Origin of the sequence: Chryseobacterium amylolyticum (genome assembly GCF_051011775.1) — a bacterium.
In the GTDB taxonomy this organism is placed as follows: Bacteria; Bacteroidota; Bacteroidia; order Flavobacteriales; family Weeksellaceae; genus Chryseobacterium.
Genome location: NZ_JBPCHX010000002.1, coordinates 431,765 through 457,120, shown reverse-complemented (window position 1 = coordinate 457,120; position 25,356 = coordinate 431,765). Strand labels below are relative to the sequence as shown.

Here is a 25,356-nt window from a genome sequence, read left to right as displayed (position 1 = left end):
GAAAACTACCATTATAACTGAATTTTTCGAAGAACATAAAAGCTCAGGGAATATTTTCTTGTTGACTCATAATTTTATTATTGAGAAATTAAATCCTATTTTTGTCATACAAATTTTTTGAACAATGCCGAATATTTCAAACAGAGCACTGCATATGCCGCCATCGCCGGTAAGAAAACTGGTTCCCTTTGCTTTACAAGCGAAACAGAAAGGAATAAAAGTATATCACCTTAATATCGGACAGCCTGATATTGAAACTCCGGAAACAGCTTTAAATGCTTTAAAAAACATCGATTTAAAAGTATTGGAATATGCGCTTTCTGAAGGTAATATCGAGTACAGAAAAGCCCTTACTGAATATTATCATTCATTAGGCTTCTCAGACCTTACTCCTGATAACTTTATTGTTACCAACGGAGGTTCTGAAGCTCTCAATTTTGCGATCTCCACTTTATGTGACGAAGGTGATGAAGTGATTATTCCTGAGCCTTACTATGCTAACTACAATGGATTTACCAGCACATTTGATGTAAACGTAGTAGCTGTACCTTCTACTATTGATACAGGTTTTGCTTTGCCTCCTGTAGAGGAATTTGAGAAAAAAATTACAGAAAAAACAAGAGCAATCATTATCTGCAACCCTGGAAATCCTACCGGATATCTTTATACCCGTGAAGAGCTTCAGAAACTGGCAGAAATTGCTTTAAAATATGATATTGTAATCATTTCTGATGAAGTATACAGAGAATATGTATACGATGGAAAGCAGCAGATCTCAATGCTTGAGTTCCCGGAATTAGCTGAAAACTGTATCATCATCGATTCTGAATCCAAGCGCTATTCGATGTGTGGAGTAAGAATAGGATGTATGGTTACCCGCTCCAGCAAAATCCGTAATGCAGCGATGCTTTTTGCCCAGGCAAGACTAAGCCCTGTTCTTTTGGGACAGATTGCAGCAACAGCGGCACACCAGAACGACGGACCTTATATCAGAGCGGTAAGAGAAGAATATACCCACAGAAGAAATGTATTGGTAGATCTTTTAAATGCGATTCCTGGCGTGATCTGTCCTAAGCCAAGAGGAGCTTTCTACTGTGTTGCCGAACTTCCGGTAGATGATACTGAAAAATTTGCCCAGTGGCTTCTTGAAAAATATTCTCTTAATAATGAAACCATTATGGTTGCACCAGCCGGAGGATTCTACAGCAATCCTGAACTGGGAAAAAAGCAGGTAAGAATTGCCTACGTTTTGAAAGAAGAAGATTTAAAAAGAAGTGCTGAAATTCTTAAAGAAGCTTTAAAGAAGTACAGAGAAGAATTCAGCCTGTAAAATATAACTTATGCCGACAACAAAAAAACGCTGTCTGAAAATCCTGTTTTCGATTCTTTTGCTGTCGGCATTGTTTTCCTGTGATTCAAAAAAAACAGAATCGTACGGTTCCCATAAAAACCCATACGAAATTACATTTGTCAGTGTATCGGAAATCGGAGGGAATCTCGGAAGTTACCGAATTATCAAAGCCACAGGAGATTCTGTTTTTGCTGAAAAGGGAATGACAGCCAATCAAACTCATAAAAAATGGTCATCTGCCATTAATGCAAGAACCTGGAAAAAGCTTATATCATCAGTCAATATCACAGATCTCGACCACATAAAAAGCTCTCCCAGCCGACAGTCTGTAGATGGGATAGATGAGACGTTCCAGATCAGGACTCCCAAAAAATCACATATCTATGTGAACGCTTATGCAGACACCTTACATTACAAGCAGTTACAACAGCTTAAAGAACAACTAGACAAAATTCTTCCCAAAGAATACCAATAAAATATGCAGGAAAATTTTTCATTAAAACCTTATAACACATTTGGTGTTGATGCCCGGGCCCGGTATTTTACTGAAGTCAATACGATTGATGAATTAAAAGAAGCGCTTATTTTCGCAAAAAGCCAATCTCTTCAACTTCTGTTTTTAGGAGGCGGAAGCAATATTTTACTGACTAAAGACTTTGAAGGCCTTGCCATAAGATTAAATTTAAAAGGAATTTCCGAGGAAAGTATTAATGAAAATGAAGTATTGGTAACCGCAAAAGCAGGTGAAAACTGGCATGAATTTGTGATGTATTGCCTGGAAAAGAATTACGGCGGACTGGAAAATCTTTCATTGATTCCCGGAAATGTCGGCACCTCTCCGATGCAGAATATCGGAGCTTACGGAACGGAAATCAAAGATATCTTTGTCAGCTGTCAGGTATTGGATCTGGAGAATCTTGAACTGAGAACTTTCAATCTTGAACAATGCAGGTTTGGTTACAGGGATTCTATTTTCAAACAGGAAGGAAAAGGCAGATATGTTATTCTGGAGGTTACGTTTAAACTCACCCGAAAAGATCACCATATCAAAACGGAATATGGTGCCATCACATCCGAACTGGAAAACCTTGGCATTAAAAATCCGACTATTCAGGATGTTTCCAAGGCAGTCATCAATATCAGACAAAGCAAATTACCGGATCCTAAAGAAATCGGGAATGCCGGAAGCTTTTTCAAAAATCCAACCATTCCCCTGGCTCAGTTTGAAGCATTGAAACAGAAATTTGAAAATATCCAGGGCTATCCAAACGGAGATATGGTAAAAGTTCCTGCCGGATGGCTGATTGAGCAGTGCGGATGGAAAGGAAAACAGATCGGAAATGTTGCTTCACATAAATTACAGTCCCTGGTGATCATCAATGCAACAGGAAACGCTACAGGAAAAGAAGTTTTTGATTTTTCTACGGAAATTATTAATTCTGTAAAGGAAAAATTCGGGATAGAGCTTGAGCGGGAAGTAAATATTATTTAATTTAAAATACATAAAGGCTGATCCCTATGATTTCAGTCTTTTTTATTTCTTAATGATCTGTAAGTATCGAATATTTTAAAGTCTCAGGGATTTATGCAATATATTTTCGCACGGATTTCGCAGATGATACAGATCTTTATGATATTACTTTTATTTTGCTCCTGCTGAAAAATCTTCAATTTTCCTGCGCCTTAAAACAGCATTTTATTCAAAATCTTTGCGTCTTTGCGTTTTCCAACCAACAATTAATTCAGAATCAATCATATCCAGTCTCCGGAAAATCATTATTTTAGCTGAAAATTTACAATCCGTAATGAAAATAGCGATTCTTGGAGCCGGAAATATGGGACTTTCTTTTTCAAAGTCATTTCTGAAATACGAACTGATCAAACCTGAACACCTTCATCTGATTATCAGAAATCAGGAAAAAATTTCCAGAATAGCTGAAGAATTCCCCAAATCTAAAATTTCCATTTTCGAAGAAGTAAAAGAGATTGATGCGGATTTAATCATCATTGCTGTAAAACCTCAGGATTTCCAGAGGGTTGCACAAAATATTCAGTTTACTTTAAAAGAAAACCAGATGGTTCTATCCATCATGGCCGGAATTAATATTGAAAAAATCCAAACCCTGCTGAATCATCCGCTGGTCGTAAGAGCCATGCCGAACTCTCCTACCCTTCTGGGAATGGGAATTACCGGGTATACCGCTGCCAACGGAATTTCTTTCAGCCAGTTAATCAATATTGAAAGACTGTTGAACAGTACCGGAAGATCAGTTTATCTGGAAGATGAAGAGCTTCTGGATGGTGTTACCGCACTTTCAGGAAGCGGCCCTGCCTATTTTTATTATATCATTGATGCCATGATCAAGGCAGGTATTGAAATGGGTATTGAAGAAAACCTTTCCAAACTTTTTGTAAAGCAGACCATGCTGGGCGCTTATCATTTAATCAATAACTCAGAAAAAAATCTTGAAGAACTGATTAAAGATGTTGCATCCAAAGGAGGAACTACCGAAGCGGCTTTAAAAACTTATGAAGAAAACAACCTCAAAGAAATTCTGAAACAGGGAATTCTGAATGCTGAAAAACGGGCCAAAGAACTTAACCGTTAAATTTCCTCTCAATAAATCCGCACAGCAGCCAGCCTGTATAGACCCCGGAAGTATTCAGGATGATATCGTCTACCTCAAATATTCCCATTCTTGTAAAGTATTGAAGCGCTTCAACGATAACAATACATGAGATAAAACCAAATACCAGAGGCTTCAGTTTTTTCAGTTCAGGAATCATCCATCCCAGAAATCCAAAAGGAATAAACATGATAATATTTCCCAGAACAATCTTCACTACATCTATGGTCTTATGAGGCCCCTGGATAAATTTTACGGTGGAAAAAAATGGTTCTACAGTAATAAGGTTTTCCTCGTACTGAAATCTGCCCATCCCCAAAAACATCAGGTAGAGCAGAAACAGAATATACGGAACAATAATGATTTTATATATTTTCTTTAACATTGAACTGCTAATATATTCATTTCAAAAACATTAAATTTGTGTATTAAAATAATTTAATGAAATACGTTCTGCTTACACTTATTTCAGCAATGCTGCTGTCGGTTTCATGGCCAACTTACGGGGTTCCGTTTTTTATATTTTTCGCTCTTGTTCCTCTGATGATGATGGAGCATGGAATTTCAAAATTTTCAGATTATAAAAGAAAAAGCTGGGCTGTCTTCGGATTATCTTACTTATGTTTCGTGATCTGGAATGTAGTCACTACAGGATGGCTGTATGGCTCAAAGAATCCTGATGGAAGCCACTCACTGATGGCTGTTTTATTTCCTGTACTGGTAAATTCTCTTTTATATTCTTTGGTGTTTCAATGCTACCACTGGTATAAAAATGCTCAGGGTACCTATTGGGGTTTAGGTTTTTTGATTGCCATCTGGATGAGCTTTGAAAAATTCCATTTGGGATGGGAATTAACATGGCCCTGGCTGAACCTTGGGAACGTATTCTCAGATTACCCGAAACTGATCCAGTGGTATGACACATTGGGGGCAACCGGAGGAAGCTTCTGGATTCTTTTGGTTAATGTACTGATTTTTTATACGGTAAGAACCTGGGAAGCAGGAAGAAAGAGAAAAGACCTGATTAAAAACTCGGCGGTCATTGCAGCTTTAATTGCTCTGCCGATGATTATCTCGGTCATTAAATACAATACTTTTGATGAAAAGCCATCCGGACAGGTTAATGTTCTGATGCTGCAGCCCGACCTTGATCCTTATGCTGAAAAATATTCGAAAGACAGTTTAACGATAGAACAGGATTTATTAGCGCTTGCTGAAAAAAATTCCACAGGTAAGATTGATTATTATATTGCGCCGGAAACAGCACTGCCCGGAAGAGGTTCTATTTCCGAAACAGCTTTTGAAAAGAGTTTGCTTCTCAACAATATCAGAGGATTTTTATCCAACCATCCGGGATCTGTTTTTGCAACAGGAATTTCATCACACCGTTTTTATTATAATCCTGCAGATTTACCTAAAGAAGCATACCAGGTCAATGGTGGTGTTTGGGTAAGCAGTTATAATACAGCCATTCAGCTTTCCCCTAACCAAAAAGTACAGGTTTACCACAAGGGGAAACTGGTACCGGGTGTTGAAATATTCCCTTATATGAATGTTTTAAAACCTTTGTTGGGAGATGCCATGCTGAATCTGGGTGGTACCGTGGCTTCTTTGGGAACAGATAAAGAAAGAGTGGCCTTTTCAAATCCTTACAACAAAGGAAAACTGGCACCTATTATCTGCTATGAAAGCATTTATGGTGAATTTGTAACAGATTATGTAAAAAAAGGAGCCAATTTCTTAGGAATTATGACCAACGACTCCTGGTGGGGAGTAACGGAAGGACACAAACAGCTTTTATCTTATGCTAAACTGAGAGCCATTGAAACAAGAAGGGAAATTGCCCGTGCTGCCAACAGTGGAATTTCAGCGCATATCAATGCAAAGGGAGAGGTCACTGCCGACACTTTCTATGGTGACCAGACAGCCTTATTTGCGAAGGTAAATCTGTATGATACCATGACCTTTTATACGAGAGCAGGTGACCTTCTTTCGAGGTTCTCCATATTTGCATTAGGATTCTTATTGTTTTACTACCTGATTGAATGGTTTAAAAAGAAAACAAAGAAAGCATAATTTTTAAACACGAATTGCACAAATCTTTTACCCTAATAACACAACCTGAGTTTTGAGCAATAAAAGAGAGAAAAGCCGGCTGGACGTCCGGCTTTTCTCATTGATAGAAGATAGAATTGATTCAATTACTTAATCGTAAGTTTTCTGGCGGTTATTTCGTTTTTTATCTTCAGTTTTAACAGATATACTCCTTTAGGTAAATGAGAAACATCAACAGACTGATCTCTATTTATACTGATATTAAGTTTTCTTCCATCCATTGAATATATTTCCGCTTCCGAAACTTTTTCCCCTTTGATATACACTTTATCTGATGCAGGGTTGGGATAGATAATCAGCTGTTTTTCAGATCTGATTTCTGCTGTTCCCAGAAAATTCTGTGTGGAAGCATCAGAATACGCCTTTGAAGCATCAATAGATTTTACGCTCCAGTATACATTCTGAATGGCCGGGTCAAGCTCCAGAAACCATGACGGTGTTGTCACCACATATCTGGCAATATCATGAGCTCCCTGTACAGATCCAACCGAAATTTCATAACGCAACGCATTCACCGGGGTTTTATCATCTGTTGCACCACTCCATGTAAAATTGAACCGGTTGCCGTTTTTGGTCAGATTCAATTGAGTTGGAGCCGTAGGTTTCTCATTGACCGATGTAGAAATATTTTTAAAAACTTTCGTCAGCGAAGGCAGATCAGATGCTGACCAATTAAACCCACCCAGTAAAATATCCAGGTGATGGTCATTATTAAAATCAAAAAGCTGTACCAGTCCCGGACCTCCCAGCTCAGTAATTCCGGTTACATTCCCTTCATTAAACTTATTATTGGAAATATCATACAGGTACGTTTTCACAACAGCATTGTAATTCTTGTTTCCTGAAATGATAAAGTCGTAATATCCGTCATTGTTTAAATCTCCGACACTTAATGCTACATCCGCAATATCATTCTCCGGAATTACCTGCGGCGTCAGCATACCCGTTCCGTCATTCATCAGAACAGCAAAATATCCGTCATCATTTATATCCCTTCCAATCATTACAATATCCTGGAATCCATCAGCATTAAAGTCCGCAAAATCTATTTTTCCTACTGCTACAGGAGGAAGTTCCTGTGTAGGCACAAGAATTCCATTTTGATTCATATATACTTTAGATACTGCATCTCCGTTGATATCCGACCCGATAATTACAAGATCCAGCAGATTATCATTGTTAAGATCTAACATTTTAAAGCTTCCACTCTGAGTTCCAGCCAGCCAGTTTTCTGTTACAACAAAATCATTGCCTGTATTTTTATAATAATCAAGGCTGTTTCCGAAACCTCCGCCATGCGCATATTGAGTTCCATTAAGGGCATAGTCAGGTTTTCCGTCATGATTAAAATCAAAAACTTCCAGAGAACCATAAATCTTACCAGGCAAATCCGCCTCTTTTACAAATCCCGCTCCGGTATTTCTGAACCGGTATTGCTTATAATTAACAACATCCATATAGCTGAGCCCCGTGGAAATAATATCCATCAGCCCGTCATTATTATAATCAATGAATTTAATATCTCCCAGATGTGTCACATCTCCTCCCAGTCCTGTAAACGGAAGTAATGTAGTTCCATTATTCTGATATACTTCATTATAGGTACTGTCTACATTCCCGTCACCATCAGAATCTATCGCTCCATTCATCACAATATCCAACGTACCGTTGCTATCCATATCTGCAATATCAGCCGACGAGTAATAAAAATTATTCATGCCCGTTTGCACCTCAGTAAAATTCTGAGCCATCAGGGATATGGGCAGCATAGAACAAAAAATATAAATCCTCTTCATATTATTTTTATTTAGATTAATTAAAAACAAAGATAAAATATTAAATTCTTTGGCTGAAAAAAAGTCTGTATGAAATATATCAGTACTGATTATCTGCTGTATCCCAAGGATTCTGCTATTTTAAAAATTCAATATTATTAATCAGCCACTTATTTATAAATATTTTTCAAAAGATTTGTCTATCTAAAAAATTCTTCGTTATTTTGCACTCTCAAATATTATACAAATAAGAACATCGAGATATGTCAAGAATTTGCCAAATAACAGGAAAGCGTGCAATGGTTGGTAACAACGTTTCTCACGCTAATAACAAAACGAAGCGTCGTTTTGAAATTAACTTATTAGAGAAGAAGTTTTACCTTCCAGAGCAAGATAAGCACGTAACACTGAAAGTATCAGCTCATGGATTGAGAGTGATTAACAAGATTGGAATCGAGGAAGCTATTGAAAGAGCTACTAGAAACGGATTGATTAAAAAGAATTAATAAATCATGGCAAAAAAAGGAAATAGAGTTCAAGTAATCCTTGAATGCACAGAGCACAAAGAAAGTGGTATGCCAGGAATGTCTAGATACATTTCTACAAAAAATAAAAAGAACACTACAGAAAGATTGGAATTGAAAAAATACAATCCTGTTCTTAAGAGATCTACCATTCACAAAGAAATTAAGTAATTTATAAATAATAACTTACCATGGCAAAGAAAGTAGTAGCAACCCTACAAAGCGGTCAGTCTAAAAAAATGACTAAAGTGGTGAAAATGGTTAAGTCTTCTAAATCAGGAGCTTACGTTTTCGAAGAAAAAGTAATGAATGCTGATGAAGTAGATGGTTATTTAAAAAAATAATCAGTACTTTGTTTACAATATAAAAAAACTACTCATATTTTGGGTAGTTTTTTTGTTATCTTTGTGCACCAGATTATTAATCAGTAAAGTATGAAAAAGATACTTGTTCTGGCCTGCACAGCAACTTTTCTATTTTCATTCAGTCAGAAAACAATGAATCCTGCAGAATATAAAAGTTCGCCGAAAGTTTTCGACATAAAAGGACTCTCACAATCAGTAAGCATTGACTGCGGAAGTTCCAAAATGATTTTGCTATCGGGACAGGTGCCTCTGGATCCGGAAGGGAACCTTGTGGGAAATACTATGGAAGAACAGACACAGCAGGTTTTCAAAAATATTGAAAACATTCTGAAAGAGTATGGAGCTACGGGAAAAGATATTATCAAAATGGTAATCTATACCACAGATATCAAGAAAACACCTGAATTCAGAAAAGTAAGGGATTTATATGTCAACCTTCAAAATCCTCCTGTAAGCAGCCTTGTGGAGGTGAGCAGGCTTTTCAGAGATGATGTGCTTGTAGAGGTAGAAGCCACAGCAGTGATTAAAAATAAATAAGAATAAACTAAAACTATGAGTTGGTTTAAAAATATTTTCAAAAAAGAAGAAAAAGAAACCTTAGACAAAGGGCTGGAAAAGTCCAGCCAGGGATTCTTTGAAAAAATGACGAAAGCCGTTGTCGGTAAAAGCAAAGTAGATGATGAGGTTCTGGATGACCTGGAAGAAGTACTGATTGCCTCCGACGTTGGCGCCTCTACCACTATCAAAATCATTGAAAGAATTGAAGAACGTGTTGCCAAAGATAAATATGTAGGTGTAAACGAACTGGATAAAATCCTTCGTGAAGAAATTTCAGGATTATTGCTTGAAAATCCGCATGCAGGTACAGGAAATATTGATACTTCCAAAAAGCCATATGTTATCATGGTGGTAGGAGTAAATGGAGTTGGAAAAACAACGACTATCGGAAAGCTTGCGCACCAGTTCAAATCAGAAGGTAAAAAAGTAGTTCTCGGAGCGGCAGATACCTTTAGAGCGGCGGCTGTTGATCAGCTTACGATCTGGAGTGAAAGAGTTGATGTTCCCATCGTAAAACAGGGAATGGGTTCCGATCCTGCTTCTGTAGCATTTGATACGGTACAAAGTGCGGTAGCTCAAAATGCAGATGTCGTAATTATTGATACCGCAGGAAGGCTTCACAATAAGATTAACCTGATGAACGAGCTTTCCAAGATTAAAAGAGTGATGCAGAAAGTAATTCCTGATGCACCTCATGAAATTCTATTGGTACTTGACGGTTCTACAGGACAGAATGCATTTGAACAGGCTAAGCAGTTTACAGCCGCAACAGAAGTAAACGCTTTAGCAGTAACAAAACTTGACGGAACAGCAAAAGGCGGTGTTGTAATCGGTATCTCTGACCAGTTTCAGATTCCGGTTAAATATATTGGTGTAGGCGAAAAAATGCAGGATCTGCAGCTTTTTAATGGTACGGAATTTGTAGACTCATTCTTCAAGAAAAGATGATTTATATCATGTTTTCCCTTATATTAGCAAACAAATCATTTTTAAAATATTAACACTAAAAAAATTTGCAACTATGGGAATACTAACATGGATCTTATTCGGTCTTATTGCAGGTGCTATCGCTAAAATGATCATGCCTGGGACTCAGGGAGGAGGATGGTTAATCACTATTATCCTGGGAATTCTGGGAGCATTTGTAGGAGGAGCTATAGGAGTTTACATTCTGCATTGGGGAGATGTCACTTCATTCTGGAATCCGAGAAGCTGGATTCTTTCAATCGGAGGCGCTTTAATTATCCTCTGGATTTACGGAATGGCCACAAGGAAAAGCTGATATTAACGCTGATAAAAAAATAAAATCCCGGATCTGAAATTTCAGGTCCGGGATTTTTGTATACAATATAAATTTAGTTAGTTGTTGATTCTGATCTGATACGGCATTTCCATTTTCACCTCAGACTGTAATTTTTTGTCTGTGATCTGCTGTAAAATTTCATAGTTGGATTTCCCTATTTTGTTTTTAATGATTCTTGCAGAAACATCCTCTTCATTCAGATCTTTGAAGATTTGCTCAAACGGTGACATTCTCTTAGGAAAGGCATCTACCTGATATGATTTTAATCCTGCTTTTTGCGCTGCGAATTTCACAGCATCTGTTAACGTACCAAGTTCATCTACCAATCCTATCTCTTTGGCACGAACACCACTCCATACTCTGCCTCCTCCTACATTATCGATCTGCTCAAAAGTTTTCTTTCTGTTCTGAGTCACAAAATGTACAAATCTCTTGTAAGTACCTTCCACACTTCTTGTCATCATATTAACACCATAAGGCGTTACTCCGTTTAATCCGGAATAATACATAGAGTTGGCATTGGTAGCAACAATATCTGCACGGATTCCATTTTTAGCCGCAATATCTTTATAATAAGGCATTACCCCGAAAACTCCGATAGAACCGGTAAGTGTATTTGGTTCTGAATAAATTTTATCTGCAGCCATAGCTACATAATATCCTCCTGACGCAGCATAATCCCCGAAAGAAACGATCAAAGGTTTTTTCTTTTTCAGCTGCTGCAATTCAAATAAGATTTCATCTGAAGCATTAGCGCTTCCACCCGGAGAGTTGATTCTGAAAACAACAGCTTTCACTTTATCATCCTCCTGAAGTTTTTTAATATACTTCACATATTTCTCGGAATGAATATCGTTGTATTCATCCCCGTTATTTATAGAACCGGAAGCGTACAGTACAGCTATCTTTTCACCAGATTTATCATCATCAGCATAAGAACTGATATAGCTTGCCAGAGAAATTTTGTTCAGCCTTTCCTTTTCTTTCACATTTAACTTTGCCCTGATAAGATCTTCATATTCTGACTTCTGCATCAGTTTGTCTGCAAGTTTATGCTGTAAGCTTTGCTCAGGAATCATCCCGTATAAGCTATCTGTAATGGTTCGGAACTGAGCTGTATCAATCTTTCTTGAAGCAGCCATTTTATGGGAAGTATTTTTCCAGAGATCATTCAGAAGAGTACTTAGCTGTTCTTTATTTTCAGGTGAAATATCATTTCTTAAAAAAGGCTCTACTGCAGATTTGAATTTACCGTGACGGATCACTTCTATCCCGATTCCGTATTTGTCAGCAAAATCCTTGAAGAAAGTAACCTCGGTAGAAAGACCTTTCAATTCGATCATTCCTGCCGGATGCAGGTAATATTTATCAGCAACAGATCCTAAATAATAAGCCGATTGTGATACTCCGTTTCCATATGCATATACAAACTTTCCGCTTTTCTTGAAATCTTCAATTGCATTTCTAAGATCATCAATTTGGGTAAGTCCCGCATTCAAGTCATCTGCTTCTATACTGATCCCTTTAATATTATCATCAGTTTTGGCTTTATTAATAGCTTCCACTGCATCATAGATAAGGATACTTTTATTTTGCGCCCCTATACCGAACAATCCCATTTCCTCTTCTGTAGGGCTATCAATGATATTAGTCTTTAAATTAATCGTAAGAACCGAGTTCTTTTTCACCGCCACCGACTTATCATTTCCCATCGCACTGAATACAAGCATCATAATGAAAAAGATGAAAAATAGAGCGCAAAGTATGATTATTGCCACTATATTTGCCAAAACATTTTTGAAGAAACTTCTCATAAATCAATCAATTTTCCAATATGTCGCAGCATAAGGTAGTTTTGTTACTAGGAAGTAACCTGGGAGAGCAAAAAAAAAATATAGAGCACGCATTAAAGAAGATTAGTGATGCCGGAAATCACATTTCACAAACCAGCGAATATTTAATGTCTGAACCTGTAGAATTTGCCAGTTCCAATATTTTTTGTAATATTGCAACAGTAATATTCACACATCTTTCACCAATTCAACTGCTTGATTGTATAAAGAATATAGAAGTTGAAATGGGAAGAATTAATGATTCAAAAGTATCCGGAGGCTATACTGACAGGATAATAGATATTGATATCATTAAGTATAATGAATTAAATTTTAAATCAGAAAGATTAGAAATCCCTCATAAAAAACATCTTTTTGAAAGGGATTTTTCCAGAGTATTATTAAAAGATTTTATTTAAAACATAAAACATATTGTATGAAATTAGGTTTATTATTATTGGCTACGTCATTGCCAATTGCAGCTTTCGCACAGAACAGCAGCACTACAGTAAACTCTTCCACAGAGTATCCTAATACATTTTCCTCAGGTTCCGCTAATGTACAGCCTTTTGACAATAAAGCCAGACGCTTCAGAGACTGGTCTATATCTGTCGGAGGAGGTCCTGCATTTATGGTACACTCCGATTTAAAATCTATCCGTAAGGATAAGACCAATTGGGGGTACAATGCATATGTAAGCGTAGACAAACAAATCACACATGCATTTGGCCTAAGCCTTATGTATATGAGAGGAGAAACGAAACAAACAGCCCAGCTTCCCGGTGCTGCAGGTGTAAAATCAGGAATAGCTACTGCAACAACACAATTTGACAACATCTCTTTATTAGGGGATATCAACTTCTCAAACTTATTCAGAAGAGTAGACAACCATTCTCCATACAGATGGGCTTTCCATGGATATATGGGTATTGGCGTACAGGGATTCAGAACATCATTACATGACAATGATGAATTCAGATGGAGCACTACTCCAAGAAGAACCCCTTTGTTTATCAAACAGGATATTGATATCAACTCTATCTTCTATCAGGGAGGTTTAGGAATAAAGTACAATGTTTCCAAACTTATTGACGTTGAAGCAAGAACCATGTACATCATCAGTGGTGATGATGAATTCGATGGTGGCGGATGGGCAGACCCTAATGATTATGACCCTTCTACACCAGGTTCAAAGTATAATATGCTAAACTCAAGAAGATCAGATAATGCATGGACAGTAAGTTTAGGAGTATCATTCAAACTAGGTAAGCATTTATCTCACCTGGCATGGCATGATCCGCTTCAGGAAGCTTATTACAGAACCAGCGTTCTTGAAAACGCAGCTACTGATCTTGTTGTTTGTGAAAAAGGAGATGCTGATAATGACGGAGTATGTGATGACTGGGACAGACAGCTTGATACTCCTGCAGGAGCAAGAGTAGATGGCGCCGGAGTTGCTTTGGATATGGATCTTGACGGAGTTATTGACCTTTATGATAAATGTGTAACCGTTCCAGGACCTGTTGAAAATAACGGATGCCCGGTTAAATAATCAAAAACTTAAAATTCTTTTTTCAAAAAAAGAAATCAAATAATAAATACATGATGAAATTAAGTTTAGCAATTGTTGCATTTGCTTTAGCCATTCCTATGGCTGGCTATGCACAAGACTCAACAGCAGTTTCGACAGGAGAATATCCCAATACATTTTCTTCCGGATCTGCTAATGTTTCCCCATTTACAAACCAATCCAAGAGATTTAATGACTGGTCTATTTCAGTAGGTGCGGGTGTTCCGCTTCTTCAGTCAGCAGACTTGACTTCTATCAAAAACGGTAACGGTAAAAACCTTTTCGGATATTCAGCGTATGTAAGTATTGACAAAGCAATTACCCATGCTTTCGGGATCAACTTACAGTATGACAGAGGTGAAACAAGACAAGGATGGTTCAATACTAAAAAAACGGCACCGGATGCAACAGCTGTAGGAGCAAGAACCCAGTATGATGCAATCTCAATCTTGGGAGATATCAACTTCTCTAATCTATGGAGAAGAGTAGACAACCATTCTCCTTACAGATGGGCTCTTCATGGATATGCAGGTGTTGGTACCATTGCCTACAGAGCATATCAGAAAGTAGGTAACGGACCACAGAGACTAATGACTGAAGTTAAACCTTTCCAATTAGGTTCTATGTTCATGCAGGCTGGTACAGGTCTGAAATTTAAAGTGAACAGAAGAATTGATATTGAAGGTAGATTGATGTATGTAGTTACCGGTGATGATGAATTTGATGGTGGCGGTGATGCTTACAGCGCGATCAATAAGCGTTCCGAGCAGGTTTCTGACAACTTCTTCAACGCTACTTTAGGGGTCTCTTTCAAATTAGGAAAACATGAATCCCACTTAATGTGGCATGACCCGCTTCAGGAAATCTATTACAAACTTGATGTGCTGGCTAATAAAAACCAGGATATCGAAGTATGTAAAAAAGGAGATGCTGATAACGACGGGGTATGTGACGATTGGGACAGACAGCTTGACACTCCTGCAGGAGCAAGAGTGGATGGTGCCGGAGTTGCTCTTGATACAGACCTTGACGGTGTAATTGATCTTTACGATAAGTGTGTTACAGTTCCGGGACCTGTTGAAAACAACGGTTGCCCTGTAGCTAAAAAGGACAATAAAGAAACTGCTGTAGAAGTAGAAAAGACCCTTAAGGATATTTATTTTAATTTCAATAAGGCTACTATCAGACCTGAATCTAATGAAAAACTGGATCTTGCAGCTTCAATTATTAAAGAAAACGGAGGAAACTACCTGTTGACAGGTCATACAGATATCAAAGGAAACGCAGCATATAATCTAAGACTGTCTAAAGAAAGAGCGGCTGCTGTGGTGGGCGCTTTGGAAAACAGAGGTATCAATGAAAATGTTCTGAAATCAAGAGGTGTAGGTTCTGCTGAAGCAACTATTCCTGCATCAGCTTCAGATGCTGAAAGAATGGCAGACAGAAAAGTTACTGTAAGATTTGTAGAAAGTTCAGAATGGGATTCTATCAAAAAGAAAGACTATGAAGATACTCCTGTAAAAAAAGCAGTAAAAAAAGTTCAAGCTAAGAAAAAGAAGAATTAATTTCAAATACATCAACCGGAAAGAATTGTTCTTTTCGGTTTAATTTTTTTCTACTACGAATTTTTTTACATACCTTTATCATTATTTTCAGGATAACTGGTATGAAACACATTAGAAATCAATAGGTTTGTTTTGAAAAAAATTAACACAAAATCGCTTTTTAACGTAAAAAATCATTTAAAATAACTTAACTTAAAAAAATAACACTATGAAATTAAGTTTAGCAATTGTTGCATTAGCATTAGCAATTCCTTCTGCTACCTATGCACAAGACTCAACGGCAGTTTCAAAAGGAGAATATCCCAATACATTTTCTTCCGGATCTGCTAATGTTTCCCCCTTTACCAATCAGTCTAAAAGATTTAACGATTGGTCAATTTCTGCCGGGGTGGGTGTTCCGCTTCTTCAGTCAGCGGATTTAACCTCTATCAAAAACGGTAACGGTAAAAACCTTTTTGGATATTCAGCGTATGTAAGTATTGACAAAGCAATTACCCACGCTTTCGGGATCAACTTACAGTATGACAGAGGTGAAACAAGACAAGGATGGTTCAATACTAAAAAAACGGCACCGGATGCAACAGCTGTAGGAGCAAGAACCCAGTATGATGCAATCTCAATCTTGGGAGATGTCAACTTCTCTAATCTATTGAGAAGAGTAGACAACCATTCTCCTTACAGATGGGCTCTTCATGGATATGCAGGTGTTGGTACCATTGCCTACAGAGCATATCAGAAAGTAGGTAACGGATCACAGAGACTAATGACTGAAGTTAAACCTTTCAAATTAGGTTCTATGTTCATGCAGGCTGGTACAGGTCTGAAATTTAAAGTGAACAGAAGAATTGATATTGAAGGTAGATTGATGTATGTAGTTACCGGTGATGATGAATTTGATGGTGGCGGTGATGCTTACAGCGCGATCAACAAGCGTTCCGAGCAGGTTTCTGACAACTTCTTCAACGCTACTTTAGGGGTTTCTTTAAAATTAGGAAAACACGAATCCCACTTAATGTGGCATGACCCGCTTCAGGAAATCTATTACAAACTTGATGTGCTGGCTAATAAAAACCAGGATATCGAAGTATGTAAAAAAGGAGATGCTGATAACGACGGGGTATGTGACGATTGGGACAGACAGCTTGACACTCCTGCAGGAGCAAGAGTGGATGGTGCCGGAGTTGCTCTTGATACAGACCTTGACGGTGTAATTGACCTTTACGATAAGTGTGTTACAGTTCCGGGACCTGTTGAAAACAACGGTTGCCCTGTAGCTACAACAGGACCTGTAGTAGAGACAGAAACGAAACTGGAAGGCATTGAGTTTGACTTAAATTCTGACAGAATTTTACCATCAAATACTCCAATCCTGAACAATGCTGTAAACTATATTAATTCTTCAAGCGGTTCTTACAATGTAATCGGTGCTACTGATACAAGAGGTACTGACGCTTACAACCAGAAACTATCTGAAAGAAGAGCAAACAACGTTAAAAACTATCTGATCAAAAACGGTGTTCAGACAGGTAAACTTCAGGCAATAGGAAAAGGTGAAAAAGACCTTAAATATCCTGAGTGTGAACCAGCAACGAAGTGCCCTGAATGGAAAAACAGAGCCAACAGAAGAGTATACTTCGAAGCTAAATAATAAACTTATTGATATATTATATAAAAGTCACGCCATGCGTGGCTTTTTTTGTCCTGATTCTTTCCTTATTTTTACAACATGATTTCTCCGCAGGATTTTCAAAAACTAAAATATGATACTCTTAAGTATTTCTGGGGTTATACCGACTTCAGAGATTCTCAGGAAGAAATTATCAATGCTGTCATCAACGAAAAAGATACTCTGGTTCTGTTACCTACAGGAGCAGGAAAATCTTTATGTTATCAATTGCCTGCCCTATTGAAGGAAGGAACCTGCCTTGTAGTTTCCCCGTTGCTGGCATTGATGAAAGACCAGGTCAATCAGCTTAAATCCCGTGGCATAGAAGCTGAATACCTTTCCTCCGAGCTGGATGAATATGACGCTGAAACAATTTACGGCCGCTGTAAGGAAGGACTTACAAAATTACTGTATGTTTCTCCTGAAAGACTTACCAACGCTCAGTTTATCCAAAATATGGAGGAAATACAGCTATCCTTCATTGCAGTAGATGAAGCGCACTGTATCTCGGAATGGGGACAGGATTTCAGACCCAGCTATCAGAATATAAAAGGATTCCGGAGTAATAATCCTGAGATTCCCTGTCTTGCTCTGACAGCAACTGCTACTCCAAAAGTACTGGAAGAAATTAAAAATAAACTGGAGCTGAAGAATCCATTTGTTTTTCAAAAAAGTTTCAAAAGAGAAAATATCAAAATCTTTACGGATGAAGTATCTGATAAATTCCAGCGTGTTTTTGACATTTTAAAATACAGCAACGACTCCGGAATTGTATACGTAAGGACAAGAAAAGAAGCGGAACTGCTGGCAGAATTCCTGAAGAAAAATCAGCTGAAAAATGTAGATTATTTTCATGCAGGCTTAACAACTAAAGAAAAAAATGCAAAGCAGAATCTCTGGAACAACAGTGACAATCATGTGCTGATTTCCACCAATGCCTTTGGAATGGGTATTGACAAAGATAACGTCCGTTTCGTTATTCATTACTCCCCTGCAGCATCTCTGGAAAACTATTATCAGGAAATCGGAAGAGCAGGAAGAGATGGAAAAGACAGTTTTGCGTTCATGCTTTGGAACAGGCAGGAATTATTGAATTTTGATCAGGTCTTAAAAAACCAGACACCCAACAAAGCTGAATTTTTGAAGATTATCAGTTACCTCTACTCTATTTTTCAGGTAGCCGAGTTTGAACTTCCTGAAAAAACATTTCAGTTGAACATCCTCAACATACAGAACTTTACAAAACTGTCGAAGGCAAAGATCAATAATGTACTCAACTTTCTGCATAATCAGGAAATTGTCTATTACAATGATAACAAAAGCCTGTCTTCACTCGAACTTTTCATTAAAGCAGATGAGATAGACCAGCTGCCACAAAAAGACGCTTACTTTATAGAGCTCCTTTTCCGTACCATATCCGGAATTACAACTCATAAAGTAATGTTCAGTGAGCAGCAGGTAAGCCATAAAATTAACATCAGCGTTCCTTTGATCAAAGAACGACTGAAGGAACTTCAGCAAAAAAATTACCTGGAATATATCGACGGAGCACTTTCCAGCATCAAATTCCTGAAACCCCGTGATGAGAGAGCGGTGAATAACGCTTATTGGAAACTATTTGAGCATATTCAGAGGAATAAAATTCAGAAATGGGAAGAGATGAAATTTTACGTAGAAAACAATGACTATTGTAAAATGAAACTCATTCTTGCCTATTTTGGTGAAAAAAATTCAAAAAATTGTGGACAATGTTCTGTCTGTGAAAAAAATAAGCAGTCTATCTTTGGAAAAAATATTTCCCAGCAAATCATCAATCTATTAGCAAAAAAATCTGCAACCATTGAAGAACTGTCTATACAGCTGAGTTATCATTCCAAAGAAAATATCCTGGAAAATCTGATTTTCCTATTAGATTCAGGAAAGGTAAGAATGCTGAACTTCAGAACGTATGCGCTGAATCATGAGTAATGAGTAATGATAAAGATGCCTGGCAGCATGTGAAGTGGTCATCATCCCATCCTATCTCTAAAACTCTCTCACTCTCATACTCTCCCACCCCCGAACCTGAAACCTTCCGACTCTCAGATCAAAAACTTATCTTTGTACTATGAAATCATTGAAAGTCGTTTTTTTAGGGACTCCTGAGTTTGCAAAGACTTCTCTGGAGGCCATCCATCAATCTCATCATCAGGTAGTAGGTGTGGTAACTGTTGCTGATAAGGCAAGCGGACGAGGACAGAAAATTCACCAATCACCGGTAAAAATCTATGCAGAAGAAAACAATATTCCTGTTTTTCAGCCGGAAAAGCTGAGAAATCCGGAATTTTTGGAAGAACTTAGAAAACTGGATGCTGATGTTTTTGTAGTAGTTGCGTTCAGAATGATGCCTAAAGTGCTTTTTGAAATGCCAAAAATGGGCACTTTCAATCTTCATGCTTCATTGCTTCCTGATTACCGGGGGGCTGCACCTATCAATTACGCAGTAATCAATGGGGAAGAAAAAACCGGAGCAACGACTTTCTTTATTAACGAAAAAATTGACGAAGGAAATATTCTTCTTCAGCAGGAAATAGAAATTTTACCTGATGAAAATGCAGGAAGTCTTCATGACAGACTGATGGAAATGGGTTCAGGGCTTGTTGTAAAAACACTGGACGGACTGGCCGAAAATGCTATTCAGGAGAAGCCACAACCAAAGGTTGAACATCCTAAAAATGCTTATAAAATTTTCAAAGAAGATACGAGGATCAATTGGAATCAGCCTTCAAAGACCATTCACCAGTTCATTCTTGGAATGTCTCCTTACCCGGCAGCATTCACTACTTTAAAGATCGAAAATGAAGAAAAAGGTTTAAAAATATTCGGAGGCAAGTTTGAACTTTCTGATCATGGGAAACCTGCAGGAACCCTGGATATCTCAAAGAACGGATTTAAAATCTACACCCAGGACGGAATCTATTATCCATTGGAACTTCAGCTGGAAGGTAAAAAGAGAATGATGGTAAAAGATTTTCTGAACGGATTCCGGAACTTTGACGGAATCACTCTAAACTAAAGAACTGCCTCTTTCAGATATCCAAAATAAAGTCCCAAAAGTATTTACAACTTCCGGGACTTTTTAATTATGTATAAAGAAAGATTAGCTTTTACTAACAATTTTTTTTCTGATTCTGCTTATAAATTCCGGCGTTACTCCCAGATAGGCAGCAATCTGGATATTGGTAAGACGGTGTGCTGTCTGCGGATAGTCCTTTAAAAACTCAACATACCGCTCATCAGAAGGCTTACTCAGGTTGTCAATAATTCTGCGTTGTAATGCTATAATTGACTTTTGGAATTTAAGCCTCATTAATCTTTCAATCTCCGGCATTTCGGCATACAATTTCTCTTTTTCTTTTTTGGGAATAAGAAGAATCTCACTATCCTCCAGAGCCTGAATATTGAGCTTTGAAGGAATACGGTTCACAAAACTGTCGATATCTGAGATCCACCAGTTTTCAATGCCAAAATATAAGATCTGTTCGGCTGCATTATGATGGGTATGAAAAACTTTAAAGCAGCCGCTCAATACAAATCCTTCAAATTCACAGATCTCCCCTTCTTTTAAAAGGAATTCCTTTTTCTTTATTTTCCGAAGGCTGAAAGCACTGCAATATTTCTCCAGCTTTTCATCTGAAATATCAATATAATCCCGGATTTGTTTTTTTAAAGGCTCAGTCATGGTTTAAAAATAAAAAAAGGTTCAGAAAATCCTAAACCTTATATTTTGTATTGTAAACAGCCATTGATGTTAAAACTACTATTGGCTATTCATTTATTATAGTTGTACCATCTCAGTAACCTCTACATCATAACCTCCAACCTGAGGTTTAATATTAGGGTTTTGAGTGATTACTTTGAACTTGTTGATTCCTAAATTCTTTAAAATCTGCGTCCCGATTCCATAATCTCTGTAATTGTACGCTAAAGTAGGATGCTGTTCCTGCCCGTCCTGATAATTCAGGAACTGCTGAAGCTTTCTCAGTGTATTTTCGGAATTTGAAACATTATTGATGAAAATAATAGCTCCTTTTCCTGCCTCATTCACCATATTGGTTACTTTTTCCAGCAATGGTTTCTCTCCATTGTTCAGTCTGGTCAGTACATCAAAATAAGAATCAGAAGACTGTACTCTTACCAAAACAGGCTCATCTACAGTCCAGGCTCCTTTTGTTAAAGCAAAATGAATCTGTTCATTGGAAGTTTCCCTGAAAGCATAGAAATCGAAATCTCCGTAAAATGTCTTTACTTTTCTCTCCTCAATTCTTTCCACAAGATTTCCTTTTTTAAGCTGATAATGGATCAGGTCTTCAATAGAAACGATCTTCATATCATGCTTCTGGGCAAAAGCGTAAAGTTCAGGCAGACGTGACATTGTACCGTCTTCGTTCATGATCTCACAGATCACTCCTCCTTCTTTTAAACCGGCCAGGCTTGTAAGATCGATAGCAGCTTCTGTATGTCCGGCTCTTTTCAATACACCTCCTTTTCTTGCACGAAGCGGGAAAATATGGCCTGGTCTCATAAAATCTGTAGGTTTGGATTTTTCATCCATCAGTGCTAAAATTGTTTTCGCTCTGTCTCCTGCAGAAATTCCGGTAGATGTTCCGTTTCCTAAAAGGTCTACCGATACGGTGAAAGCAGTTTCTTTAGGATCGCTGCTTCTGCTTACCATCACTTCAAGTCCAAGCTCATCACATCTTTTTTCCGGAAGCGGCATACAGATCAGCCCTCTTCCGTGAAGAGCCATAAAATTGATAATTTCCGGCGTTGTCAGCTCTGCCGCACAAAGAAAATCTCCTTCATTTTCTCTGTCTTCATCATCTACTACTATGATTATCTTACCATTTCTAAGGTCTTCAATAGCCTCTGGAATAGTATTTAATTTAATATCGGACATTTTTACTTTTTATTTGTGCAAAGATACTCATAAAAATAAGCATCTGCCAATTAATTATGGATGGTTTATTACGCTTTGGACAGAGAGTCTGCTGCCGCTCTGAAAATCTCATAAGATCTTACTCTTTTCTGATGGTCATAGATATGTGAATTGATCATCATTTCATCTACTTCAAACCTTTCCTGGAAATCTTTAAGTTTTTCCTGAATTTCTGCCTGATCTCCAATAAACGTATATCTCAGTTTCTGTAAAACCATTGATTTTTCCATTGGTGACCAGATTTCGTCCATATCATCTACCGGCGGGGCAAATGGTTTCCTGTCGTTTCTTACAATATTGATAAATGCCTGGAATAAAGTAGTGGAAATTTTATGGGCTTCTTCTGAAGTTTCCGCTGCTACTCCATTTACACAGGCAATAATATAAGGCTTATCCAGATATTTTGACGGTTCAAAATGCTCTCTGTATATTTTAAAAGCCATTTCCATCTGCTCCGGAGCAAAATGTCCTGCAAATGCATAAGGCAGGCCAAGTTCTGCAGCCAGCCATGCGCTGTCCGTACTTGATCCCAGAATATACAATGGAATATCCAGTCCCTCGCCGGGAATTGCACGAACCATTGCATCCGAATTTTCTTTGGAGAAATATCTTTGAAGCTCAAGAATCTGTCTTGGAAACTGCTCATTGATGATGGCTGGATTTCTTCCCAAAGCCTGCGCCGTTAAGCCATCTGTTCCCGGAGCTCTTCCTAACCCAAGATCAATTCTTCCGGGAAACAATGATTCCAGTGTACCGAATTGTTCTGCTATGATGAGCGAGCTGTGGTTGGGAAGCATAATTCCTCCTGAACCCACTCTGATTGTTTTTGTCCCATTGGCAATGAAACCTATTAAAACAGAGGTTGCTGAACTGGCAATACTTTCCATATTGTGATGTTCCGCCAGCCAGAATCTTTTATAATTTAAATTTTCAGCGTGATTAGCTAATGATAAGCTGTCCTGAAAAGTATCGTGAATGCTTTTTCCCTGCTTTACCGGTGCAAGATCCAAAACAGAAATTTCAAAATTTTTCATATTGAGGTTAATTTTTCATTGGTCTCAAAAAACCAGACAAATTTAAAACATAAAAACTGCATTAGTTACTTTTTGTAATTAATAAAAACAATTGATCAGTTCAGGGAAAAACTATTGGAATAAAATTCTTTTTTGTTTGATTTTATATATAAGATTTTGGGTAAATTGCGATGTTATTTAATGACATGAAAACAAAAATAATGTATATCGAAAACAAATCCCTCGGACATCACGGGCCGGCATGGATTGGTTTTGTGGAATTCTCAAAATCAGGGCAAACTGTTTATTTCGATAACAAGGCACTCAAAAAACTCAAAAGGCCAGGAGTCAACGCTAATCATTTTGATATAGAAACGGGAGAAGAATATTGGGTGTCCGGCGTTAAGAAAAATGGTCAGAACAGACATCAGTTTGGTGGTGGAAAAATTATGATCGATAAAAACTCTATTAATGACTATCTAAAGCTGGTAGACTTCAACTATATTGATGAAAAGTATTTTGAAATTGTTGAATTTTCCCGGATAGACAAAAGCTTATTTAATGAAATAGAAAATACAGAAACTGAATTCAGAGATGAAAGTTATCATGCTACATTTTATGACAACAATCGTAGAAAATTAATCTTAGACACTAAAATTTAAATGAAAAATATATATTTACTTCTTTTCTCATTCTGAGCTGCTCTTTTAATCAATTCTATAAGGACAGAGAATCCGACAAAAAAGATGGTGAAAAAATTCCAATAAAATTTTATTGGGAATTACGTTATGGAAAAAACCCGGAGGATATTTATAAGTTGTTTGGTGAGAAGTTTTTTGAGGTGACTGATAAAGAAAAGCTCGTAAAACTGATGAATACAGTCAATGAGATTGGTCCTGTTGAAGAATACAATCTTGCCAAATGGGAAACAATGGTAGTGAAGGGAAGCAATGCCCGAAGTCAATATTTCTTCCTGTACAATGTAAAAAGGGGAACTAAGAAAACAGAAGAATCTTTTACTTTAGAAAAGAATAAAGATGGAGACATAAAAATCGTTGGTTACAGAGTCAATCAAGATATGTTAAACGAATAAGAATAAAAAGGGTTTTGAGTATTTTCAGAACCTTTTTTATTTTACAGGGTTTTGTTTAAATGGTTTTTAAACAAATAATACGAATAAGTATATTTTAACAAAAATAATTCAATAAAAAGAGAAATATTAATTATATTCGTGTACCAAATCTTAATTAATATGAACCAGAAAATTAAAATCCCGTTCCATCAGAAATCGTGGACGGGAAAAACTATTGTTTTGATCTTATTTATTGCTGCAGCATTCACATCTTGCAGTAAAAATAATGAGGAAATTACTTCTGAAGCACAAACCAATGCTTTCAATACCGAAAACATTAAAAAAGGGCGATTGAACGGCCAGGAAATTACCTATGAAAGAAAAAACGGAATGAATTTTTTCCAGGGAGATATTGTTCTTACCGACAAACAGTTATCCGGAGGCAGTGAACTTAATAAAGGCGGCGCCAGTTATTCAAGGTGGCCAAACGGTAAGATTTACTACACGATTGCCAGCAATATGGGCTCTATCAACGTAAACAAAATCAATACTGCAATTAATGAGTATAATACTAAAACCAATACTCAATGGATTTACCGTACCAACCAGTCTAATTATGTAGAGTTTATATTCGGAAGCTCATCAGGATCTGATGGCTGGGCTCATATCGGATATCAGGGTGGAAAACAAACCATTTCTCTGGATCAATATATTTCTGTAGGATCAGTTATTCATGAAATGGGGCATACGGTAGGTCTTTATCATGAGCATACACGTAAAGACAGGGATCAGTATGTAAAAATCCTGTGGAACAACATCCAGAACGGGCAGGCTTATAATTTTAATATCTACAGTTCCGGAACGGATATTGGTCCTTTTAATATCAATTCGGTGATGATGTACTGGCCCACTTCGTACTCTAAAAACGGACTGCCGACGATTACCAGAGCTGACAACAGCAATTTTACTTATAACAGAACGGGATTTACTACCGGAGACATCAATACCATCAATGCGATGTATCCTTAGTTTTCAAAAATTC

At 37.4% G+C, this 25,356-nt stretch carries 26 protein-coding genes; 20 read left to right on the top strand and 6 right to left on the bottom strand.

The annotated features are described in order from the left end of the window. Nucleotides 1–124 precede the first annotated feature (124 nt). The 4 genes from ACR1PO_RS07205 (at nt 125) to proC (ending at nt 3,960) form a co-directional block, all read left to right on the top strand. Nucleotides 125–1,330 carry a pyridoxal phosphate-dependent aminotransferase gene (locus tag ACR1PO_RS07205; protein ID WP_002976764.1) on the top strand — a complete coding sequence of 402 codons (1,206 nt, stop codon included), beginning with the start codon at nt 125–127 and terminating at the stop codon, nt 1,328–1,330. A 10-nt stretch (nt 1,331–1,340) separates the two neighbouring features. Next, complete coding sequence (locus tag ACR1PO_RS07200; RefSeq protein ID WP_433986318.1) at nt 1,341–1,826, top strand: hypothetical protein; 486 nt, start codon at nt 1,341–1,343, stop codon at nt 1,824–1,826. A 3-nt stretch (nt 1,827–1,829) separates the two neighbouring features. Next, nucleotides 1,830–2,843, top strand: coding sequence for a UDP-N-acetylmuramate dehydrogenase (gene murB / locus ACR1PO_RS07195; protein ID WP_433986317.1), 1,014 nt, complete (start codon nt 1,830–1,832; stop codon nt 2,841–2,843). A 313-nt stretch (nt 2,844–3,156) separates the two neighbouring features. Continuing rightward, on the top strand, nt 3,157–3,960 hold the full coding sequence (gene proC, locus ACR1PO_RS07190; RefSeq protein WP_433986316.1) for a pyrroline-5-carboxylate reductase: 804 nt from the start codon (nt 3,157–3,159) through the stop codon (nt 3,958–3,960). On the opposite strand, the gene ACR1PO_RS07185 is transcribed toward proC, so the two are convergent. Next, entirely contained in the window at nt 3,950–4,363 is a 414-nt protein-coding gene (locus ACR1PO_RS07185; protein ID WP_332385425.1) for a VanZ family protein, read from the bottom strand. The genes proC and ACR1PO_RS07185 overlap by 11 nt on opposite strands. Nucleotides 4,364–4,419: 56 nt before the next feature. On the opposite strand from ACR1PO_RS07185, the gene lnt reads away from it, so the two are divergent. After that, a complete protein-coding gene (gene lnt / locus ACR1PO_RS07180; protein ID WP_433986315.1) occupies nt 4,420–6,054 on the top strand; it encodes an apolipoprotein N-acyltransferase in 1,635 nt (544 codons plus the stop codon). A gap of 125 nt (nt 6,055–6,179) precedes the next feature. On the opposite strand, the gene ACR1PO_RS07175 is transcribed toward lnt, so the two are convergent. Next, a complete protein-coding gene (locus ACR1PO_RS07175; RefSeq protein WP_433986314.1) occupies nt 6,180–7,889 on the bottom strand; it encodes a T9SS type A sorting domain-containing protein in 1,710 nt (569 codons plus the stop codon). Between the two features lie 242 nt (nt 7,890–8,131). On the opposite strand from ACR1PO_RS07175, the gene rpmB reads away from it, so the two are divergent. From rpmB to ACR1PO_RS07145, 6 genes are all read left to right on the top strand, one after another. Then, complete coding sequence (gene rpmB, locus ACR1PO_RS07170; protein ID WP_002976757.1) at nt 8,132–8,374, top strand: 50S ribosomal protein L28; 243 nt, start codon at nt 8,132–8,134, stop codon at nt 8,372–8,374. Nucleotides 8,375–8,380: 6 nt separating this feature from the next. Beyond that, entirely contained in the window at nt 8,381–8,563 is a 183-nt protein-coding gene (gene rpmG / locus ACR1PO_RS07165) for a 50S ribosomal protein L33 (protein WP_002976756.1), read from the top strand. A gap of 20 nt (nt 8,564–8,583) precedes the next feature. Next, nucleotides 8,584–8,736 (top strand): DUF4295 domain-containing protein, encoded by a 153-nt coding sequence (locus ACR1PO_RS07160; RefSeq protein WP_002976755.1) that lies wholly within the window; start codon nt 8,584–8,586, stop codon nt 8,734–8,736. Nucleotides 8,737–8,826: 90 nt separating this feature from the next. Beyond that, on the top strand, nt 8,827–9,294 hold the full coding sequence (locus ACR1PO_RS07155) for a RidA family protein (protein ID WP_332385421.1): 468 nt from the start codon (nt 8,827–8,829) through the stop codon (nt 9,292–9,294). Between the two features lie 15 nt (nt 9,295–9,309). Then, nucleotides 9,310–10,263, top strand: coding sequence for a signal recognition particle-docking protein FtsY (gene ftsY, locus ACR1PO_RS07150; RefSeq protein WP_332385420.1), 954 nt, complete (start codon nt 9,310–9,312; stop codon nt 10,261–10,263). 73 nt (nt 10,264–10,336) lie between these two features. Then, nucleotides 10,337–10,597, top strand: a complete 261-nt coding sequence (locus ACR1PO_RS07145; protein WP_002976752.1) for a GlsB/YeaQ/YmgE family stress response membrane protein — start codon at nt 10,337–10,339, stop codon at nt 10,595–10,597. Nucleotides 10,598–10,674: 77 nt separating this feature from the next. Here the strand turns inward: ACR1PO_RS07145 and sppA are convergent, their stop codons facing one another. After that, nucleotides 10,675–12,432 (bottom strand): signal peptide peptidase SppA, encoded by a 1,758-nt coding sequence (sppA, locus tag ACR1PO_RS07140; protein ID WP_433986313.1) that lies wholly within the window; start codon nt 12,430–12,432, stop codon nt 10,675–10,677. Nucleotides 12,433–12,452: 20 nt separating this feature from the next. Between sppA and folK the strand changes: the two genes are divergently transcribed. From folK to fmt, 6 genes are all read left to right on the top strand, one after another. Next, nucleotides 12,453–12,869 (top strand): 2-amino-4-hydroxy-6-hydroxymethyldihydropteridine diphosphokinase, encoded by a 417-nt coding sequence (folK, locus tag ACR1PO_RS07135; protein ID WP_433986312.1) that lies wholly within the window; start codon nt 12,453–12,455, stop codon nt 12,867–12,869. 17 nt (nt 12,870–12,886) lie between these two features. After that, complete coding sequence (locus ACR1PO_RS07130) at nt 12,887–14,002, top strand: OmpA family protein (RefSeq protein ID WP_433986311.1); 1,116 nt, start codon at nt 12,887–12,889, stop codon at nt 14,000–14,002. A gap of 53 nt (nt 14,003–14,055) precedes the next feature. Further along, entirely contained in the window at nt 14,056–15,585 is a 1,530-nt protein-coding gene (locus ACR1PO_RS07125) for an OmpA family protein (RefSeq protein ID WP_433986507.1), read from the top strand. A gap of 208 nt (nt 15,586–15,793) precedes the next feature. Next, entirely contained in the window at nt 15,794–17,233 is a 1,440-nt protein-coding gene (locus tag ACR1PO_RS07120) for an OmpA family protein (RefSeq protein ID WP_332385417.1), read from the top strand. Nucleotides 17,234–17,311: 78 nt separating this feature from the next. Beyond that, the gene (locus ACR1PO_RS07115) at nt 17,312–19,219 is read left to right on the top strand and encodes a RecQ family ATP-dependent DNA helicase (RefSeq protein ID WP_343685915.1); all 1,908 of its coding nucleotides are present in this window, start codon (nt 17,312–17,314) and stop codon (nt 19,217–19,219) included. A gap of 139 nt (nt 19,220–19,358) precedes the next feature. Then, nucleotides 19,359–20,306, top strand: coding sequence for a methionyl-tRNA formyltransferase (fmt, locus tag ACR1PO_RS07110; RefSeq protein WP_433986310.1), 948 nt, complete (start codon nt 19,359–19,361; stop codon nt 20,304–20,306). An 84-nt stretch (nt 20,307–20,390) separates the two neighbouring features. Here the strand turns inward: fmt and ACR1PO_RS07105 are convergent, their stop codons facing one another. The 3 genes from ACR1PO_RS07105 to ACR1PO_RS07095 all read right to left on the bottom strand — a co-directional run bounded on the left by ACR1PO_RS07105 (nt 20,391) and on the right by ACR1PO_RS07095 (nt 23,263). Continuing rightward, a complete protein-coding gene (locus ACR1PO_RS07105; protein WP_433986309.1) occupies nt 20,391–20,972 on the bottom strand; it encodes a Crp/Fnr family transcriptional regulator in 582 nt (193 codons plus the stop codon). Between the two features lie 96 nt (nt 20,973–21,068). After that, entirely contained in the window at nt 21,069–22,190 is a 1,122-nt protein-coding gene (ribB, locus tag ACR1PO_RS07100) for a 3,4-dihydroxy-2-butanone-4-phosphate synthase (protein WP_115958382.1), read from the bottom strand. Nucleotides 22,191–22,258: 68 nt separating this feature from the next. After that, on the bottom strand, nt 22,259–23,263 hold the full coding sequence (locus tag ACR1PO_RS07095) for an LLM class flavin-dependent oxidoreductase (RefSeq protein ID WP_433986308.1): 1,005 nt from the start codon (nt 23,261–23,263) through the stop codon (nt 22,259–22,261). A 185-nt stretch (nt 23,264–23,448) separates the two neighbouring features. Here ACR1PO_RS07095 and ACR1PO_RS07090 point away from each other — a divergent pair, with 185 nt between their 5' ends. The 3 genes from ACR1PO_RS07090 (at nt 23,449) to ACR1PO_RS07080 (ending at nt 25,343) form a co-directional block, all read left to right on the top strand. Then, a complete protein-coding gene (locus ACR1PO_RS07090; protein ID WP_433986307.1) occupies nt 23,449–23,904 on the top strand; it encodes a hypothetical protein in 456 nt (151 codons plus the stop codon). A gap of 209 nt (nt 23,905–24,113) precedes the next feature. Next, complete coding sequence (locus tag ACR1PO_RS07085) at nt 24,114–24,335, top strand: hypothetical protein (RefSeq protein WP_433986306.1); 222 nt, start codon at nt 24,114–24,116, stop codon at nt 24,333–24,335. A gap of 159 nt (nt 24,336–24,494) precedes the next feature. Beyond that, entirely contained in the window at nt 24,495–25,343 is an 849-nt protein-coding gene (locus tag ACR1PO_RS07080) for a M12 family metallopeptidase (RefSeq protein WP_433986305.1), read from the top strand. Nucleotides 25,344–25,356 lie beyond the last annotated feature (13 nt).

Excerpts from the sequence above, each read along its gene's own strand:
- ACR1PO_RS07120 (WP_332385417.1), top strand. The coding sequence starts at position 15,794 with ATGAAATTAAGTTTAGCAATTGTTGCATTAGCATTAGCAATTCCTTCT.
- ACR1PO_RS07080 (WP_433986305.1), top strand. The coding sequence starts at position 24,495 with ATGAACCAGAAAATTAAAATCCCGTTCCATCAGAAATCGTGGACGGGA.
- ACR1PO_RS07085 (WP_433986306.1), top strand. The coding sequence starts at position 24,114 with ATGAATACAGTCAATGAGATTGGTCCTGTTGAAGAATACAATCTTGCC.
- fmt (WP_433986310.1), top strand. The coding sequence starts at position 19,359 with ATGAAATCATTGAAAGTCGTTTTTTTAGGGACTCCTGAGTTTGCAAAG.
- ACR1PO_RS07185 (WP_332385425.1), bottom strand. The coding sequence starts at position 4,363 with ATGTTAAAGAAAATATATAAAATCATTATTGTTCCGTATATTCTGTTT.
- ACR1PO_RS07145 (WP_002976752.1), top strand. The coding sequence starts at position 10,337 with ATGGGAATACTAACATGGATCTTATTCGGTCTTATTGCAGGTGCTATC.
- ACR1PO_RS07105 (WP_433986309.1), bottom strand. The coding sequence starts at position 20,972 with ATGACTGAGCCTTTAAAAAAACAAATCCGGGATTATATTGATATTTCA.
- ACR1PO_RS07130 (WP_433986311.1), top strand. The coding sequence starts at position 12,887 with ATGAAATTAGGTTTATTATTATTGGCTACGTCATTGCCAATTGCAGCT.
- murB (WP_433986317.1), top strand. The coding sequence starts at position 1,830 with ATGCAGGAAAATTTTTCATTAAAACCTTATAACACATTTGGTGTTGAT.
- rpmB (WP_002976757.1), top strand. The coding sequence starts at position 8,132 with ATGTCAAGAATTTGCCAAATAACAGGAAAGCGTGCAATGGTTGGTAAC.
- ACR1PO_RS07175 (WP_433986314.1), bottom strand. The coding sequence starts at position 7,889 with ATGAAGAGGATTTATATTTTTTGTTCTATGCTGCCCATATCCCTGATG.
- ACR1PO_RS07115 (WP_343685915.1), top strand. The coding sequence starts at position 17,312 with ATGATTTCTCCGCAGGATTTTCAAAAACTAAAATATGATACTCTTAAG.
- ACR1PO_RS07095 (WP_433986308.1), bottom strand. The coding sequence starts at position 23,263 with ATGAAAAATTTTGAAATTTCTGTTTTGGATCTTGCACCGGTAAAGCAG.
- ftsY (WP_332385420.1), top strand. The coding sequence starts at position 9,310 with ATGAGTTGGTTTAAAAATATTTTCAAAAAAGAAGAAAAAGAAACCTTA.
- ACR1PO_RS07155 (WP_332385421.1), top strand. The coding sequence starts at position 8,827 with ATGAAAAAGATACTTGTTCTGGCCTGCACAGCAACTTTTCTATTTTCA.
- rpmG (WP_002976756.1), top strand. The coding sequence starts at position 8,381 with ATGGCAAAAAAAGGAAATAGAGTTCAAGTAATCCTTGAATGCACAGAG.
- ACR1PO_RS07125 (WP_433986507.1), top strand. The coding sequence starts at position 14,056 with ATGAAATTAAGTTTAGCAATTGTTGCATTTGCTTTAGCCATTCCTATG.
- folK (WP_433986312.1), top strand. The coding sequence starts at position 12,453 with ATGTCGCAGCATAAGGTAGTTTTGTTACTAGGAAGTAACCTGGGAGAG.
- proC (WP_433986316.1), top strand. The coding sequence starts at position 3,157 with ATGAAAATAGCGATTCTTGGAGCCGGAAATATGGGACTTTCTTTTTCA.
- ACR1PO_RS07090 (WP_433986307.1), top strand. The coding sequence starts at position 23,449 with ATGAAAACAAAAATAATGTATATCGAAAACAAATCCCTCGGACATCAC.
- lnt (WP_433986315.1), top strand. The coding sequence starts at position 4,420 with ATGAAATACGTTCTGCTTACACTTATTTCAGCAATGCTGCTGTCGGTT.
- sppA (WP_433986313.1), bottom strand. The coding sequence starts at position 12,432 with ATGAGAAGTTTCTTCAAAAATGTTTTGGCAAATATAGTGGCAATAATC.
- ribB (WP_115958382.1), bottom strand. The coding sequence starts at position 22,190 with ATGTCCGATATTAAATTAAATACTATTCCAGAGGCTATTGAAGACCTT.
- ACR1PO_RS07160 (WP_002976755.1), top strand. The coding sequence starts at position 8,584 with ATGGCAAAGAAAGTAGTAGCAACCCTACAAAGCGGTCAGTCTAAAAAA.
- ACR1PO_RS07200 (WP_433986318.1), top strand. The coding sequence starts at position 1,341 with ATGCCGACAACAAAAAAACGCTGTCTGAAAATCCTGTTTTCGATTCTT.
- ACR1PO_RS07205 (WP_002976764.1), top strand. The coding sequence starts at position 125 with ATGCCGAATATTTCAAACAGAGCACTGCATATGCCGCCATCGCCGGTA.